This window comes from Paenibacillus mucilaginosus 3016, assembly GCF_000250655.1.
GTDB lineage: Bacteria > Bacillota > Bacilli > Paenibacillales > NBRC-103111 > Paenibacillus_G > Paenibacillus_G mucilaginosus.
In genome coordinates this window covers 5,243,233-5,257,382 of the sequence record NC_016935.1, presented here as the reverse complement: position 1 = coordinate 5,257,382, position 14,150 = coordinate 5,243,233, and the positions used below count along the sequence as shown (strand labels likewise).

16 protein-coding genes are annotated in these 14,150 nt (G+C 59.3%); 14 read left to right on the top strand and 2 right to left on the bottom strand.

Annotated features, from left to right (window positions below):
* Positions 1-88 precede the first annotated feature (88 nt).
* The 8 genes from PM3016_RS21780 to PM3016_RS21750 all read left to right on the top strand — a co-directional run bounded on the left by PM3016_RS21780 (position 89) and on the right by PM3016_RS21750 (position 9,230).
* Entirely contained in the window at positions 89-823 is a 735-nt protein-coding gene (locus PM3016_RS21780; RefSeq protein ID WP_014370950.1) for a response regulator transcription factor, read from the top strand.
* Positions 820-1,743 (top strand): sensor histidine kinase, encoded by a 924-nt coding sequence (locus PM3016_RS21775; protein WP_014370949.1) that lies wholly within the window; start codon positions 820-822, stop codon positions 1,741-1,743. Before PM3016_RS21780 ends, PM3016_RS21775 begins: the two co-directional genes overlap by 4 nt.
* 194 nt (positions 1,744-1,937) lie before the next feature.
* Positions 1,938-2,285 carry an ArsR/SmtB family transcription factor gene (locus PM3016_RS21770; protein WP_013918698.1) on the top strand — a complete coding sequence of 116 codons (348 nt, stop codon included), beginning with the start codon at positions 1,938-1,940 and terminating at the stop codon, positions 2,283-2,285.
* A gap of 416 nt (positions 2,286-2,701) precedes the next feature.
* Positions 2,702-3,733, top strand: coding sequence for a LacI family DNA-binding transcriptional regulator (locus tag PM3016_RS21765; protein ID WP_014370948.1), 1,032 nt, complete (start codon positions 2,702-2,704; stop codon positions 3,731-3,733).
* 220 nt (positions 3,734-3,953) lie between these two features.
* Positions 3,954-6,176: a carbohydrate binding domain-containing protein gene (locus PM3016_RS21760; protein ID WP_238540281.1), complete on the top strand. Its 2,223-nt coding sequence runs from the start codon at positions 3,954-3,956 to the stop codon at positions 6,174-6,176.
* On the top strand, positions 6,173-7,138 hold the full coding sequence (locus PM3016_RS40025) for a hemoblobin-interacting domain-containing protein (protein WP_238540280.1): 966 nt from the start codon (positions 6,173-6,175) through the stop codon (positions 7,136-7,138). The genes PM3016_RS21760 and PM3016_RS40025 overlap by 4 nt, the downstream gene beginning before the upstream one ends.
* 160 nt (positions 7,139-7,298) lie before the next feature.
* The gene (locus PM3016_RS21755) at positions 7,299-7,499 is read left to right on the top strand and encodes a heavy-metal-associated domain-containing protein (RefSeq protein WP_014370947.1); all 201 of its coding nucleotides are present in this window, start codon (positions 7,299-7,301) and stop codon (positions 7,497-7,499) included.
* 135 nt (positions 7,500-7,634) lie between these two features.
* Positions 7,635-9,230, top strand: coding sequence for a DUF5050 domain-containing protein (locus tag PM3016_RS21750; protein ID WP_014370946.1), 1,596 nt, complete (start codon positions 7,635-7,637; stop codon positions 9,228-9,230).
* 303 nt (positions 9,231-9,533) lie between these two features.
* Here the strand turns inward: PM3016_RS21750 and PM3016_RS21745 are convergent, their stop codons facing one another.
* On the bottom strand, positions 9,534-10,373 hold the full coding sequence (locus PM3016_RS21745; protein WP_014370945.1) for a DUF817 domain-containing protein: 840 nt from the start codon (positions 10,371-10,373) through the stop codon (positions 9,534-9,536).
* A gap of 201 nt (positions 10,374-10,574) precedes the next feature.
* Between PM3016_RS21745 and PM3016_RS21740 the strand changes: the two genes are divergently transcribed.
* Genes PM3016_RS21740 through PM3016_RS38770 form a run of 3 tightly spaced genes read left to right on the top strand, consistent with a single transcriptional unit; the run spans position 10,575 to position 11,932 of the window.
* Complete coding sequence (locus PM3016_RS21740; protein ID WP_014370944.1) at positions 10,575-11,039, top strand: VOC family protein; 465 nt, start codon at positions 10,575-10,577, stop codon at positions 11,037-11,039.
* 13 nt (positions 11,040-11,052) lie between these two features.
* Positions 11,053-11,766 (top strand): SDR family NAD(P)-dependent oxidoreductase, encoded by a 714-nt coding sequence (locus PM3016_RS21735; protein WP_014370943.1) that lies wholly within the window; start codon positions 11,053-11,055, stop codon positions 11,764-11,766.
* A gap of 10 nt (positions 11,767-11,776) precedes the next feature.
* On the top strand, positions 11,777-11,932 hold the full coding sequence (locus PM3016_RS38770) for a hypothetical protein (RefSeq protein WP_016362757.1): 156 nt from the start codon (positions 11,777-11,779) through the stop codon (positions 11,930-11,932).
* 99 nt (positions 11,933-12,031) lie between these two features.
* Here the strand turns inward: PM3016_RS38770 and PM3016_RS40875 are convergent, their stop codons facing one another.
* Positions 12,032-12,154, bottom strand: a complete 123-nt coding sequence (locus PM3016_RS40875) for a hypothetical protein (RefSeq protein ID WP_013918690.1) — start codon at positions 12,152-12,154, stop codon at positions 12,032-12,034.
* A 307-nt stretch (positions 12,155-12,461) separates the two neighbouring features.
* On the opposite strand from PM3016_RS40875, the gene PM3016_RS21730 reads away from it, so the two are divergent.
* From PM3016_RS21730 to PM3016_RS21720, 3 genes are all read left to right on the top strand, one after another.
* The gene (locus tag PM3016_RS21730) at positions 12,462-12,863 is read left to right on the top strand and encodes an NUDIX hydrolase (protein WP_014370942.1); all 402 of its coding nucleotides are present in this window, start codon (positions 12,462-12,464) and stop codon (positions 12,861-12,863) included.
* Positions 12,864-12,880: 17 nt separating this feature from the next.
* Positions 12,881-13,573: an RNA polymerase sigma factor gene (locus PM3016_RS21725; protein ID WP_014370941.1), complete on the top strand. Its 693-nt coding sequence runs from the start codon at positions 12,881-12,883 to the stop codon at positions 13,571-13,573.
* A gap of 68 nt (positions 13,574-13,641) precedes the next feature.
* Entirely contained in the window at positions 13,642-14,118 is a 477-nt protein-coding gene (locus tag PM3016_RS21720; RefSeq protein WP_014370940.1) for a VOC family protein, read from the top strand.
* The last annotated feature ends 32 nt before the right edge of the window (positions 14,119-14,150 follow it).

The following is a 14,150-nucleotide window of genomic DNA, read 5'->3' as shown; positions in this document are numbered from 1 at the left end:
AGGAAGCATGGTACAATAGAACCAATGTTTGGCAGGGTTCTCCGCTGCGGCGGGGGACCCCTTTCGGAATATGGGAGTGAATAAGGAAATGCGGCAAGGGGAACGGCTCAAAAGTATACTGCTCGTCGAAGACGACATGGATCTCGGTGAGCTCCTGCGCGACTGCATGGAGCGGGACGGACTGCAGGTCGTCTGGTGCCGCGACGGAATCGAGGCGAGAGAGCGGCTGACGCGCGGTGCAGCGGACGGGTATGATCTGGCCGTGCTCGATCTCATGCTGCCCGGCGCCGACGGGCTGGAGCTGCTGCGGCTTATCCGCCAGGCAGGCTCCCTTCCGGTGCTGATGATCTCCTGCCGCGGGGAGGAGACCGATAAGATCGTCGGCCTGCGGATGGGCGCCGATGATTATTTGGCGAAGCCGTTCGGGCTCGGGGAGTTCGCCGCCCGGGTCCATGCGATGCTTCGCAGGTATCTGGATTTCGGTGCTCCGCAGCAGCCTAATCCGTGGCTGGAGCAGCGGGGGATCCGGCTCAATACCGAGACCTACGAGGTCTATGTGGGCGGCAGGGAAGTCGCTTTAACCGGGAAAGAATTCGAGCTCCTGAAGGTGTTCCTGGCCCAGCCGAAGCGTGTCTACTCGAAGGCACAGCTCTTCCGGGCCGTATGGCAGCAGGAGTATCTGTATGATGAGAATACGGTCATGGTCCATATCCGGAGGCTGAGGTCCAAGATCGAGCCGGAGCCTTCCCAGCCCCGATACATTCAGACCGTCTGGGGCATCGGCTACAAGCTCGGCGGCTGCGGGGAGGGCGAAGGCGCGTGATCTGGCTGACGGTACTCAGCATGGGCGCGGCAGCCCTCCTGCTGATCTTGTGGCTGCGGCTCAAGCGGGAGATCCGTTCCCTGACACAGGGGCTGAAGCTCATCGCTTACGAAGCGGACCGAAGGCAGCTGCGTCTTGCCGTGTGGGACCGGGATCTGGCGGCGCTCCGCAGCGAGTGCGGCCTGCTGGCCGACCGATGGAAGGAGGAAGCCCTGCGGTCCGGGAGGCTTGACGAATCCCGGCGGCGGATGCTGGCCAATCTGGCGCATGATATCCAGACCCCCCTGGCCGGGATGCTCGGCTATATCGAATCCGCGGCGGGAGACGGACGGCTTACGGAGGAGCAGCGGACCCGCTACCTCGACATTGCCGCCCGCAAGGGCCGGGAGCTGTCCGCGATGCTGCGCGACTTCTTCGAGCTCTCAAAGCTCGAGGCCGACGACACGCCGGTCCGGCTGCAGGCCGCAGATCTGGCGGAGCTGCTGCCTGAGTGGCTGCTCTCCCTCTACCCCGAGTTCGAGCGGATGGGGCTGGAGCCTGAGGTGGACCTGCCCGCAGCGCCGGCTCTGGTATGGGCGGAGCCGGGACTCCTTGAGCGGGTGGCCGGCAATCTGCTCTCGAACGCGCTGCGGTACGGCGCACCGGGAGGAGCGGTCGGCATCCGCGTACAGGTGGAGGAGGAGCACTGCGCCTTGACCGTCTGGGACCGGGGACCGGGAATTCCGCAGGGCGAGCTGCCGTTCATCTTCGAGCGGCTGTACACGTCCGACCCTTCCCGGACCCGAACCCGGCGGGGAAGCGGGCTGGGGCTGGTCATCGTGAAGCGTCTGGTTCAGCGGCAGCAGGGAGCCATCGAGGTGAGCTCGGTCCCTTACGAGCGGACGGCATTTACCGTGCGTCTGAAGCGGGTGCGAGGCTGATCCGGGGGTTACGGCCGACCGCGTGCGCCTGCAGGGCAAGGAACGCTTAGCGTCTGAACAGGGATCTTGATCCAGACTGTGTGAGCGCGGCGTTCCTTCAGGGCTGTTATATGTCGGGGGAGATTTGTAAATAATATTCCTTGACAGGAATATTCCTGGATAGGGTATAGTGGTATGGAAAGGAGCAGGGAGCGATGGGCGAGAATCTGACGACACTGCATGCATTGGCCGAGCCCAACCGGTACCACATCGTCGAACTGCTGCGGAAGGGGCCCCTGACGGTAGGAGAGATCGCCGAACGGCTGAATCTGAATCAGCCGCAGGCGTCCAAACATCTGAAGGTGCTCAGCGATTCCGGGATCGTCGAAGTGAAACCGGATGCCAACCGGCGCATTTACCATCTGCGTACCCAGCCTTTTGAGGATCTGGAAGGGTGGGCCGCTTCGTTCCGCAAGGAATGGGAAGAGAGGTTCGACCGTCTCGACGATTACCTGCAGAAGCTGCAGTCCCAGTCCCAAGGGGAGCGGAAGAAGGACTCGTAGGCGGCCGGCCCGATGGTGTACATCATTGTTCATGATATAGCAATATTCAACGGGGATGACCCCAATGGCAAGCTCGATCCCGGATGGGAGGTTTGACCTGAGCTGCAGCGTACACTCATCTACTCCGTGAGAAAAATAGCAGAGAGCTGGGGCCCAGCCTCTGAAGTGGCGACCTCAAATGAGTTTCGGTGCTGCTGGGTTAGACAGTGCTTGCTTCAAGCGGAGCAGGCTGCCGGTACTGCACGGCGGCCTGTTTTGCCGCGTGTCCGGGTCCGTGAGGGAGATATAAGTACACGCACGATCTTGCGGGAACGGCATGTTTTTTGCGGTGAGGGTGCTATGATAAGCGCGGCAGATGGGAACATGTTCTAATACATGGTAAATTCAAAAACGGATGAAGAGGGGAGCTGCCCTGAATGGATATTTATGATATCGCCAGGCTCGCGGGGGTGTCCCGCAAGACCGTGCAGCGGATGCTGAACGGTTCCGCCAGTGTGGCGCCGGCTACAGCGGACAAGATCCGCAGGGTGATGGAGGAGCATCATTACGAGCCGAACGCCGCGGCGCGCCGGTTGACCTCGAAGACGGCCCGGACGATCGGGCTTTTCATCGTGCAGGATGAGCGGAACTATTCCCTGTACTCGGACGATCTCTATTACGGTGTCGTCATCGGAGCCTTGATCAGCCAATGCGCAAGCAGGGGGTACAAGACGCTGGTCAGCATCGAAGACGTGTCGCGGCCCGAACCGATCCTGAGCCTGTATAAGGACAAAAGCATCGATGCCGGCATCGTGGTCAGCTGGTCCGATATGCAGCAGACAGTGGATCGGATCGCAGCGGCAGGCTTCCGGATCGGCGTGTTCGACCAGAACAATGTGCCGCACCCGGCGGAAGGACTGGTGATCCCGCAGCTGGATAACTATGAATCCGCATACCGGGCAGCCGCGTACCTGCTCGATCTTGGACACACGGACATTGGTGTCATTACAGGGGACATGACCATTCCGTGTTCACCGGTCCGTCTGCAGGGCTTCTTGGATGCGCTCGGTCAGCGGGGGATCGAGGCGCCCGCATCCCGGATTCATTACGGACGGTTCAGAGAAGCCGACGGTGAAGCGGCCGTGAAGGAATGGGTGCGGACCGGAACACTGCCGCAGGCCGTGTTCTGTTCGAACGATCTCATGGCCTACGGTGTGCTCAGAGCGTGTAAGGAGCGGGGGATCTCCATACCCGGAGAGCTGTCGGTCATCGGCTTCGACGATTTGTTGGTTTCGCAGTACACGCATCCGCCGCTGACAACGATGAGGGTGCCGCGCATCGGGATGGCGGCCCAGCTCGCGAACCGTCTGATCGACCAGCTGGAAGGGCGGGAGGCTGAAGACACACAGGAACGATTCACAGCGGAGCTGGTGGTCCGGGAATCCTGTAAGGCTGGCCGCAGCATCTGAGGTTTTCATTGACAGGAAATCGGAGGGTAGGCTATATTGATAGTACAATGTCCCACGTGGGACATAGATGAGTTTCTCTCAGTGACGAGGCAGATAAATTCAGGCGAGGATTTTTTGTAAGCGTTATTATACCTTGCAGAAGGAGGTGCGATTCGAAGTCCACCGTTATCATGCAGGATCGAAAGTACAAGCCCAACAAAGTGAAGGTGATTTCGTACATATGATGACCCGAATGATCAACCGCAGCCTGGCGCTTCCACTGGCGGCCCTCCTGGCCGTGCTCCCGCTGGGCGCACCCCAGGCCGATGCGGCCGCCGTTTCCGGACAAGCCGGCGGGGCTCCCGCCGCCGGTATGGCAGCAAAGAAGAAAGGGAAAGAAACTCCGCTCTGGACCCAGGTATGGGGGGATGAGTTCGACGACGGGGTGATCGATGGGAGCAAGTGGACCTTCGATCTGACGAACGGCGCTTCGGTCGGCAACCCGGGCTGGGGCAATAACGAGCTGCAGTATTATACAAACCGCCCGGAGAATGTCAAAGAGGAAGACGGCAAGCTTGTGATTACGGCGCTCAAGGAAAATTACGAGGGCTTCGGCTACACCTCGGCCCGGATCAAGACGAAGGGGCTGTTCGCCAAGCGGTACGGCAAATTCGAGATCCGGGCGAGTGCACCGGCCGGCAAGGGTTACTGGCCCGCGATCTGGATGCTGCCTGAGCATAACCGGTACGGCGGCTGGGCCGCTTCCGGGGAGATCGACATCATGGAAGGCTGGGGAAGCCGGCCGCATACGATTGCGGGCACAATCCACTACGGCCAGCAGTGGCCGAGCAATACGTACAGCGGCAAGGAATATGAGCTTCCAAACGGCTCGACGATCGAAGATTACCATACGTATGCAATCGAATGGGAGCCCGGGGAGATCCGCTGGTATGTGGACGGCCTGCTCTACAGCACGAAGAACGACTGGTACAGCCGCAGCGCGGACCAGCCTGCGAACAACGCTTATCCCGCGCCGTTCGACGAAGAGTTTCATCTGCTGATGAACCTGGCGGTGGGAGGCAACTTTGACGGCAGCCCGGCGCCGGACACGGTATTCCCCAAATCGATGAAGGTCGATTACGTCCGTGTCTACGAGCTGACGGGCCGCGAGTACCGCGAGCCTGTCCCGCCGACGGTTGCCAAGGAGGAGTACCTGCCGGGGGCAAAGCTTCCGCAGGCGAACGGCAGCCTGATCTATAACAGCGGGTTCACCCAGACCCTGGAAGCCGATCCGGGGATGGGGATCCCGGGCACGGCCCATTGGGCGCTGTACAAGGATCCGGGGGCGGAGGCGGATGTCTCGCTGGAGAACATCGGCGGGAGCCGCTTTGCCAAGGTGACAGTCGGTCAGGCCGGCAGCAATGCCTATTCCATCCAGCCGCAGGCGATCGTGTCGCTGGCGAAGGGACGCTACTACAAGCTGAGCTTCGATGCCAAGACGGATACGGCCCGGAGCATGAACGTCAAAGTAACCGGAGGCGCATCCGTCGGCTATGCGGGTTATTCGCAGGGATTGAACGCGGAGCTTACGGACAGCGTCAAGCGCTACGAGATGGCTTTTCAGATGAAGATGGCCTCGGATAACGCGGCGCGCATCGAGTTCAACCTGGGGTCGAACGCCCATCCGGCCTGGATCGGCAACGCCCGGCTGGAGGAGATCGAAGGGATTCCGTTCGAGCACGATGCGCCCAAAGCTCCGCTGAGCAGCGGCAACCACGTGTATAACGGCACGTTCGATATCGGCGAACCGGACGGGATGAGCTACTGGCACCTGCTTCCGGACGGCAAAGCCGCTGCAGCGGGTTCAGTGGATGCGGACGAGCGCAAGCTGAATGTGGAGATCACGAAGAACGGAAAAAAAGAGGACGATGTCCTGCTGCTGCAGAAGGGGCTCTTCCTGCTTGATGGGCATGATTATGCTCTGAGCTTTGACGCCAAGGCATCCCATTCCCGCGTGATCGGGGTGGAGCTGGCCGGAGGGGACGGGAAGACGTATGCCAAACAGAACGTCACTCTCGGCAGGGACAGCCGGACGGTGACCGTGAGCTTCGAGAATCTGGCCGCGGCGGCCGATGACCCGAACGCTCAGCTGATCTTCCATCTTGGCGGCAGCAAGGGCACGCTGCAGTTCGATAACATCCGTCTTGTCCGAACCAGCACTTATTTCCCTCCGGACACGGTGTTCTACCCGCTCGCCAACGGTGACTTCAGCGGAGGCTTGAACCCTTGGCAGCCGGCCGTGGACAGCGGCGGAGCGGTAACGGCCAAAGCCGTCGATGGCGAAGCCAGACTCACAGTAACGAATCAAGGGGCGAACCCCTGGAGTGCGATGTTCCTTCAGACGGGCTTCGTCTCCAGGGCGGAATTCCTTACACGTTCAGCTTCGACGCGCGCGCATCGGTGAACCGCAAGCTGGAGGTCGTGGCGGAGAATGCTTCGTACACCCGCTATGTGGACCAGACCGTGGACCTGACTCCCGAGCGGAAGACGCACCGCTTCGACTTCACGATGCCCCAGGACGATACCGTTGACCTCAAGTTCCTCCTGGGACTGATCACCGGGACCGGCGCTGTAGGCGCTGCTCATGACGTAACCATCGACAACGTGGTGTTCCAGGTCAAGGATGCGCCGGTCGCCCAGCCGCCTTCCTTGCTCCAGGACTCCACAGGGAACCAGGCTGGGCAGGACGTTCAAATCTCGTTCGCGGACCGCGCAGCCTGGCGGGCAGCTCTCACCTTCGTCTCGGTGAACGGCATTGTACTGGACCCTTCGGCGTATGATGTAAACCCGGGCAGCCTCGATATTTCCGCACTGGCCTTCCCGGCGGCGGGCAGCTATCGGATTGAAGTCCAGGCTGACGGCTATGCGCCGGCCGCCGTTACCCAGGTGATCCTGGCGGCTGACGGCAATCTGGTGACGAACGGGGGCTTCACCGAAGGGATACGGGGATGGAGCACCTGGTCCGGTGAAGGCGGGGCGGCTGAACTCACGGCAGAGAACGGCGAAGCCCATATTCTCGTGCACAGCCCCGGCGGTCCCGCCTGGGCGAACCAGCTGTACCAGGAAGGCATCCCGATGACGGCCGGATCGACGTACGAGCTGGGCTTCAAGGCGTCGTCCACGGTGAACCGTCCGGTCACGGTCGAATTCACCGGCACAAGCGGCGGCGTGAAGACCTTCCATCTAACGCCGGAGGCGGGAGTGTATACGCACCGTTTTACGGTGGACAGCGGCGCGCCGCTGAAGCTCAATTTCCTCATCGGGAGCGTATCGGCTGACGGTGCTTCCACGCCTGCCGAAGCGCATGGGATCACCCTAGGTGAGGTGCGGATCACTGAAGCCGAATCCGAGCCATCCTCTTTTTGATAAGCTCAAGCGCTCTTATCCAACGACCGGTCCTGCTGGGGGCTGGTTGTTTGGCGTTCGTGAGTAGAGCATAATTCCGGACGGATGAATGGGGAAGAGCCCTTCGAGCTACACTAAGGCATGGTGGAAAAAACAAGCAAGCCAAAGGAGCGAAGAACGAGTGAGTGAAGCCAGATTGAGGGTAGCGGGCATGACCTGCGAGAGCTGTGCGGATTCCGTGGAAGGCGCACTGCGGAACATCGGGGCCGAGGGACAGGTGGATCTGGCCAGCCAGACCGTACGGGTGGAATATGACGAAAGCCGTGTGGACATGAACTCCATCCGGGATGCTATCGAAGGCAAAGGCTACAGGATCGTATAAGGAGCTGCGGAGGGCCGTCGGTGGTTGCACCGGCGGTTCTTTTTTTCTGAGCTTCGGATTCTGCCCATGCCGAAACAAAAGCTCCGGCGCCTTCGTCTGAAGTACAGCGAGATCAGGCGGAAGGAGCGAGATCAGGTGAAACACAAGATGGCAATGACAGCCGCAGCCGCGGTATTGGGGCTGAATCTGGCCGGGTTCCCGGGCAAGGGCTGGGCGGCGGATCCCCTTGTTACCGTCACCCTGCCGAAGTTCACCGTGAAGTTCAACGGCAGTGAAGTGAAGAGTGAGTTCCGGCAGTACCCGCTTCTGGTATACAAGGATATCACCTATGTTCCGATGGCCTGGTATGACAGCCGGCTGCTCGGCCTGGAGACGGGCTGGAGCGCCCAGAAGGGGCTGAGCATCGGCAAAGGAAACGTCACCTCCTCGTACGCGCCTTATGCCTCGAATACCCGCAGTCGTACATCGGCGAGAGCCGCCGTGCCCTCTTTCCCGGTAACGATCAACGGCAAAGCAGTGGACAATGCCAAAGAAGCGTATCCGCTGCTCCTGTTCAATAACATCACGTATTTCCCGCTGACCTGGAAATTCGCTCATGACGAATTCGGCTGGGATTACCGCTGGGACGCCGCAGCGGGACTTTCGATCACCTCCGTTAATCCGCAGGTGAAGGTCCTGGACCTTCCCGCATCAGCAGGGGAGCAGGAAATGGCTTTCTTCCAGGGGTATTACTATTACACCGAGCTCAAGGAGAAGTACTATCACATCTACCGCAGCCCGGAGACGGATTTGAAGGCTCGAGAGCCGGTTTATTCCTATGAGGCCGATACGGGCTACGGGATCAACAAGTCGCTGAGGTTCCGGGTAGTGGATGATGAGCTGCATTTCTCGTATCACATCGGCGGACAGGTCATGGGAAAGGACATATATGTCAGGGTGGGTCCGGACGGTAAAGGAGCCGTGGTCCAGCAGGGGTACCTGGATTACAGGGAAACCCCGTCGGGAACGCTGGTGATCAGTCATGCCGTGCCCCCGCATGCGGGAGGATTGTACCTCACTCCCCAGGGAGAGCAGAGGACTTACGATCATGCGGCAGGGGATCCGAAGCTCTACTATGGCTGGTATATTGCCGGCAATGAAGGCGGGCGTTCCTACAGCGGCGATCGCTCGACTGCCGTCATCGGTGACGAGGTCTATGTAATGGCTTCGCCGGATCCGGACCAGGCGGACCGCCTCAATCGGATCTACCGGGTCAATCTCAAGACGGACAAGACCGTACTCGTGGTGGACGCGGATGTGCAGCACTTCAAGATCATCGATCACAAGCTCTATTATGTAAAATCCGGGGACCAGCTTCTGTACTCAGCCCAGCTGGACGGATCAGGCGAGCAGAAGCGATCCGATCAAAGAGTCCGGACGTTCGAGATCGTGGACGGCCAACTGTTCTATACCTCCCCAGGTGAGAATGACACCCTGAAGCTCTATAAGGCGGAATCGTCCGGAGCGGACGAACTGGTGCTGGGAGATGGCATCGTCAGCGTCCAGTTCCTGAACGGCAGCATGCTCTGCAAGCTTGCCGCGGGAGGCGATTATGGGCTGAAGATCCTGGATGGCAGCGGCGAGCTCCGCTTGGCTGTAGCCGATCCGGTCGCCGGGGCATGGGCATACGGGGATCGGCTCCTCTTCATCTCGGCGGCAGGCGGAGAGATCAAGGAGCTGAAGCTGCCCTAAGAAGCTGCCTTACGTGTAGCGGCGGGTCGCATCCCCCGGGCTCCCATGATGGAGCTGTCCGGTTGACCTTTGAGCAGATTGAGCGGGTTAAGTATGGAAGGCAGGGGTCCTGAGAGGCCCCTGCCTTCTTTTCATTCCGATTCACAACAACCTTTTACACGCAGCGTAGACTTGATTCCAATATACTTGTTTCCACTCTTGTGATTTTCTTATTTTTACAAGATCCCAAACCATTATAAAAGGCCGGAGTTCCTTACCCAACCTGCTCGCATGTTCCCCCGGTATCCCGAAGGGGCTGTCATCTCATTCCACAGGCCGCTCACTGACGTTCTTGGAGGTGACGGCTTGTTTCCACAGCTTCAGCTGCCCGACAATCAGGACGGAAATGATCACGAGCAGGAACCATGAAGTGATTTTGCCCCAATGCACGATCCGCCAGGAATGGAGCTGATCCGGATACGCCCATGCGCCGAGATAAGTAGAGATGTTCTCCGCCAGCCAGATGAAGAAGCCGATCAGAAGGAAGGAGAGCAGGGCCGGCATGGCATAGGAAGTGGTGGATACGGTGAAGTGTACACGGCACCGGCGGAAGGCGGCCAGCAGGCCGAGGATCAGAATCCAGCGGAAGTCATAGATGAAATGGTGCGTAAAAAAGTTCAGGTAAATGCAGACGGATAAAAGGAGCGTCAGGGGAGCGGCCGGCCAGTGCTCGAACCGGAGGTTAAACCGTTTCCAAGCCTGGCATATGTAACTCGCCACACTGGCATACATGAATCCGCTGTACAGCGGCACGCCCGCCAGCTTGCTCCAGCCTTCGCCCGGATAGGACCAGGATCCCATGTGGATTTTGAACAGTTCGAGGCAGAGTCCGATGACGTGAAACAAGGTGATCACCTTGAGCTCATCCACGGTTTCCAGCCGGAAGCGGATCATCAGAGCTTGGGCCGCCAGGCAGATCAGGAGAATCGCATCATAACGGGGAAGATAGGGAACCGATACCACCTTGGTTACAGCCAGTGCAAGGAAGATGACGAGAGGAAAGACGCAGCACAGCGCCTCCTTGTAAGTAAAGTGGAGCAGGTCCTTGAGCAGGGGAACGCGGGAGCGGAAGAAGCCTATTGATGGGTCGGCGGTCAGCCTCATGAAATCACCTCACTGATGAATCAGACGACGAAGCGGTCGTCCATGTTGCTCACCCGGGTTCCTTATCCGAGGAAAGATAAGAATACTGCAAGAAAAAGAAGATTCGTGATCTATCCGCTTACCTACCTTTTCCTATATACTTATCAAATAGAAGCAAACCAAAAAGCATATCAAATAAGCATATCCAAGGAGGCCTCATTCATGGAAACCAACCTGCTCGGCACGAAAACGATCACGCAAATCGGGATTCTCGTTCATGATATTGAGAAGACTTCACAGGCGTATGCCGACTTCTTCGGCGTGGACAAGCCCCAGTGGATCATCACCGGTCCGGTGGAGGAAGCCCAGACCGAATACCGGGGACAGCGGACCGAAGGCCGGGCCAAGCTCGCCTTCTTCGACATGGGCTCTCTGCAGCTGGAGCTGATCGAACCGGATCAGGAGCCGAGCGTCTGGCGTGAGTGTCTCGACAAAGACGGGGAGGGCGTGCATCATATCGCTTTTGCCATCGAGGGAATGAAGGAGAAGGTCATGGTGCTGGAGCGCAGCGGGATGCCGCTGCTGCAGAATGGCGAATACACCGGCGGACGTTATGCATATATGGACACGCTCAAGGACTTGAAGGTGATGATCGAGCTGCTCGAGAACGACAAACCCCATGCGTAGCAGGAGGCTCAGGATGAATATATTGGTTACCGGTGCGAACCGGGGACTCGGGTATGCCCTCACGGCGGAGCTGCTGCAGCGGGGGCATTCCGTGATCGCGGGCGTCCGAGGGGAAGCGGGACAGCCGAGCGAACGGAACCGGCGATTGTACGATTTGGCTGGGGCGTTTCCAGGCCGGCTGCAGACCGCATCGCTGGATGTGGCGGATGAAACGGGGATCGCTGAGGCGGCCGCCGCGTGGAAGAGCAGCGGTATCGAGCTGGATGCGATCGTCAACAACGCGGCGATCCTGGCGGGGCGCGAAACCGCCATCGAGCAGCTGGACTTTGCGGACATGGCCGCCTCTATGGAGATCAACCTGTACGGGCCGATGCGGATCGTGAAGCACTGTCTTCCGCTGTTCGGTGACCGGGCGGGGTGCATTGTCAATATCTCTTCGGAGGCGGGGAGCTTCACGAACGCCTATGGAGGTGACTACCCGTACGCCCTGTCGAAGGCGGCGCTGAATATGTTCTCGCAGCAGCTGCACCGGCAGCTCCACGCCAGAGACATTGCCGTCTATGCCGTTCATCCCGGCTGGATCCGGACGGATATGGGCGGAGAGCAGGCGCCGGGAGATCCGGAGGCATCGGCCCGCGGGATTGCGGATTTGATCGAACGCCGGACGGTTCCGGCTCCGGGCCCGTTTGTGTTTATCGATTATCGTGGAGAAGCCATGCCCATCTGACGCACCCTGCATGATGACGACCTTGACCGTGTGGGCGCGCACGGGCGGCGGGCAGAATGCTTTCCGTCTTGAAGTGAAGGCGTACGGCGGTCCGGATCTCGTGAAGGATAGGAGAGGAGCGTCGGGCGGGAGCTGTACCCGTTACCCCAAGGGGATGCAGCTTTAGCTTAGGCTGCCGGTCTGACCGGCGGCCTTTTTGGCATGTGGCGGGGGAGAAGATCGGCCTGTCAGGGATAATGAAGGGATCACTACCGCCGGTGAGGGCTCAATATTTGTTCCCGGTCCGCAGCACGAGGGCGATCACCAGCGCTACAACCGCGAAGGTCACGAGAAGGGCTGCACCATGCTGAACGAGGGCGCCAATGAAATTAGGGAGAAGGGGCTCCATTTCGTTCACCGCCTTTTACTTTTTCATTTGTTTACCAGTTTAACCTATTGGGTGGTTGGGGAAAAGTTTTAATCGAACTTATATTTGGCCGGCCCTATAGGGAGAAGAGGTTTTTCCTCAGAGTCTATACGGTGGGACTGCAGACGGATGGGGCGGAGAAGATTCAGGTTACGTTTGACCCCTGAACGCGCAAGGGCGCACGTGCGAAAGCTGGCAGGGCAGTGGAATCAAGCCCTATAACCGCAGCAGGGAGGTATGATAGAATCGAAGATAACGTGTCTATTTTAGAAAAGGAAGGGTGAGCGGGTTGACCGGACATATCGATAAAATCGCCTGGGTTCATCTGCGGGAGGGCCGGATTCTGTGCGCGCGCTCCAAGGGCAAAGACATCTATTATATGCCCGGCGGCAAACGGGAGGCGGGCGAGAGCGATACCGACACGCTTGTACGCGAGATCGAAGAGGAGCTGTCCGTCCGGATCCTTCCCGGCACGATATCGCCTCTCGGGACGTTCGAAGCGCAGGCGCACGGGAAGGCGGAGGGCGTGAGGGTCCGCATGGCTTGTTACCTTGCGGACTACGAAGGGGAGCTGTGCCCGGCCTCCGAGATCGCAGAGATCGCCTGGCTCGCTTACGCGGACCGCGAACGCGTGTCTTCCGTGAATCAGATCATTTTTGACCGGCTGCATGAAATGAACCTGCTGGCATGAAGGTGGAATCCGCTTCTATGACCGAAGGGAAATGGATGACCGACTGGACCCCCATTCTGCTGCCGTACTGTTTGAGGATCACCGGCAGTTGGTGGGACGCGGAGGATTTGGCTCAAGACACTGCTATGAAGCTGATGGAGGCGGTCCGCCGCCAGCCGCAGAGGCCGGTGACGAAAGCGTTCGTATACCGGATCGCGAAGAATGCCTGGATCGATGAACAGCGAAAGCATAAAATCCAAGGCGTTCCCTGGGAAGAGACGAAGGAGGAGGCTGCTGCGGATCCATCCTTAACGACCCGGGAGCTGCTGGAGCAGCTGGCCGAGCGGCTTCCACCCCGACTGGGCGTAATCCTGCTGCTGATGGACGTATTTGATTTTACGGCCAAAGAAACCGCCGGGTACCTTCAGATGAAGGAGGCCGCCGTCCAGGTCAGCTTGGGCCGAGCAAGGGTCAGGCTCCGGCAGCTGGCCCAGGGGCCGTCACCGCTTTCCCGTGCCGCGGGCCGGAAGACGGAGGCCCCCGTCGATATGGATGCGCTGGCCGACGCCTTCCGCCGGCGAGACCCCCAGGCTATCCTGAGGGCATACATCGGATTGTCGAGGGAAGGAATCCGGCTTACCCGGCTTCAAGTGCAAGGAGACCGGCTGCAGTTTACGTTCCGGGACCCCGACGGCCATTGGTTTCAAGTGATTTCGAAAAAAAGTACATAACGTTGTTTGGTTTGGCCTCGTTGGACCGTTTATTGAGTGCATGGATCATAAACGAAGGGATGCTGCGTATGAACAGCAAAAATCATGGGGTAGCAGGCAGTGCATTAAAGGCGGTGTGTTCCGTTTATATCCCGGTACGCAGTCCCTTGGATTCCGCGGCGTGGTGGCAGCGCCATTTTGGGCTGGAGTATGCCGTCCCGTTCAACCCGGCGGAATCGCAGGTCATTCTGAAGCTGTCGGACGGCCAATGGCTGCATTTGGTCGAAACGGAGGGGCCGATCGACAATCAGTTCCCGAACAAGGCAGGCGAAGCCATGTTCCGGATGACCTTCGAAGTGAGGCGGATCGAAGTGCTGTATGAGCGCCTGCAATCAAGCGGCGTCCAGACGGAGGGGCCGGAGGACCGCGGCAGCTGCGGCATCAACTTTGTCTTCTATGACCCGGATGGCAATAAATTCGATGTGAACGAATGCGTCCGTGTTCACCGGACACCGGAGGAAACGGAGAGGCTGCGCTCCCGTCTGTTCCAGCCGGTCACGTCCTGACCAGTCGTAGTACTTAACAGCAATGGGAGAGA

Bases quoted from the DNA above. Each gene is read 5' to 3' on its own strand.
- PM3016_RS21780 (WP_014370950.1), top strand. From the start codon at position 89: ATGCGGCAAGGGGAACGGCTCAAAAGTATACTGCTCGTCGAAGACGAC.
- PM3016_RS21770 (WP_013918698.1), top strand. From the start codon at position 1,938: ATGGGCGAGAATCTGACGACACTGCATGCATTGGCCGAGCCCAACCGG.
- PM3016_RS21765 (WP_014370948.1), top strand. From the start codon at position 2,702: ATGGATATTTATGATATCGCCAGGCTCGCGGGGGTGTCCCGCAAGACC.
- PM3016_RS21760 (WP_238540281.1), top strand. From the start codon at position 3,954: ATGATGACCCGAATGATCAACCGCAGCCTGGCGCTTCCACTGGCGGCC.
- PM3016_RS21745 (WP_014370945.1), bottom strand. From the start codon at position 10,373: ATGAGGCTGACCGCCGACCCATCAATAGGCTTCTTCCGCTCCCGCGTT.
- PM3016_RS21740 (WP_014370944.1), top strand. From the start codon at position 10,575: ATGGAAACCAACCTGCTCGGCACGAAAACGATCACGCAAATCGGGATT.
- PM3016_RS21735 (WP_014370943.1), top strand. From the start codon at position 11,053: ATGAATATATTGGTTACCGGTGCGAACCGGGGACTCGGGTATGCCCTC.
- PM3016_RS38770 (WP_016362757.1), top strand. From the start codon at position 11,777: ATGATGACGACCTTGACCGTGTGGGCGCGCACGGGCGGCGGGCAGAAT.
- PM3016_RS40875 (WP_013918690.1), bottom strand. From the start codon at position 12,154: ATGGAGCCCCTTCTCCCTAATTTCATTGGCGCCCTCGTTCAGCATGGT.
- PM3016_RS21725 (WP_014370941.1), top strand. From the start codon at position 12,881: ATGACCGAAGGGAAATGGATGACCGACTGGACCCCCATTCTGCTGCCG.
- PM3016_RS21720 (WP_014370940.1), top strand. From the start codon at position 13,642: ATGAACAGCAAAAATCATGGGGTAGCAGGCAGTGCATTAAAGGCGGTG.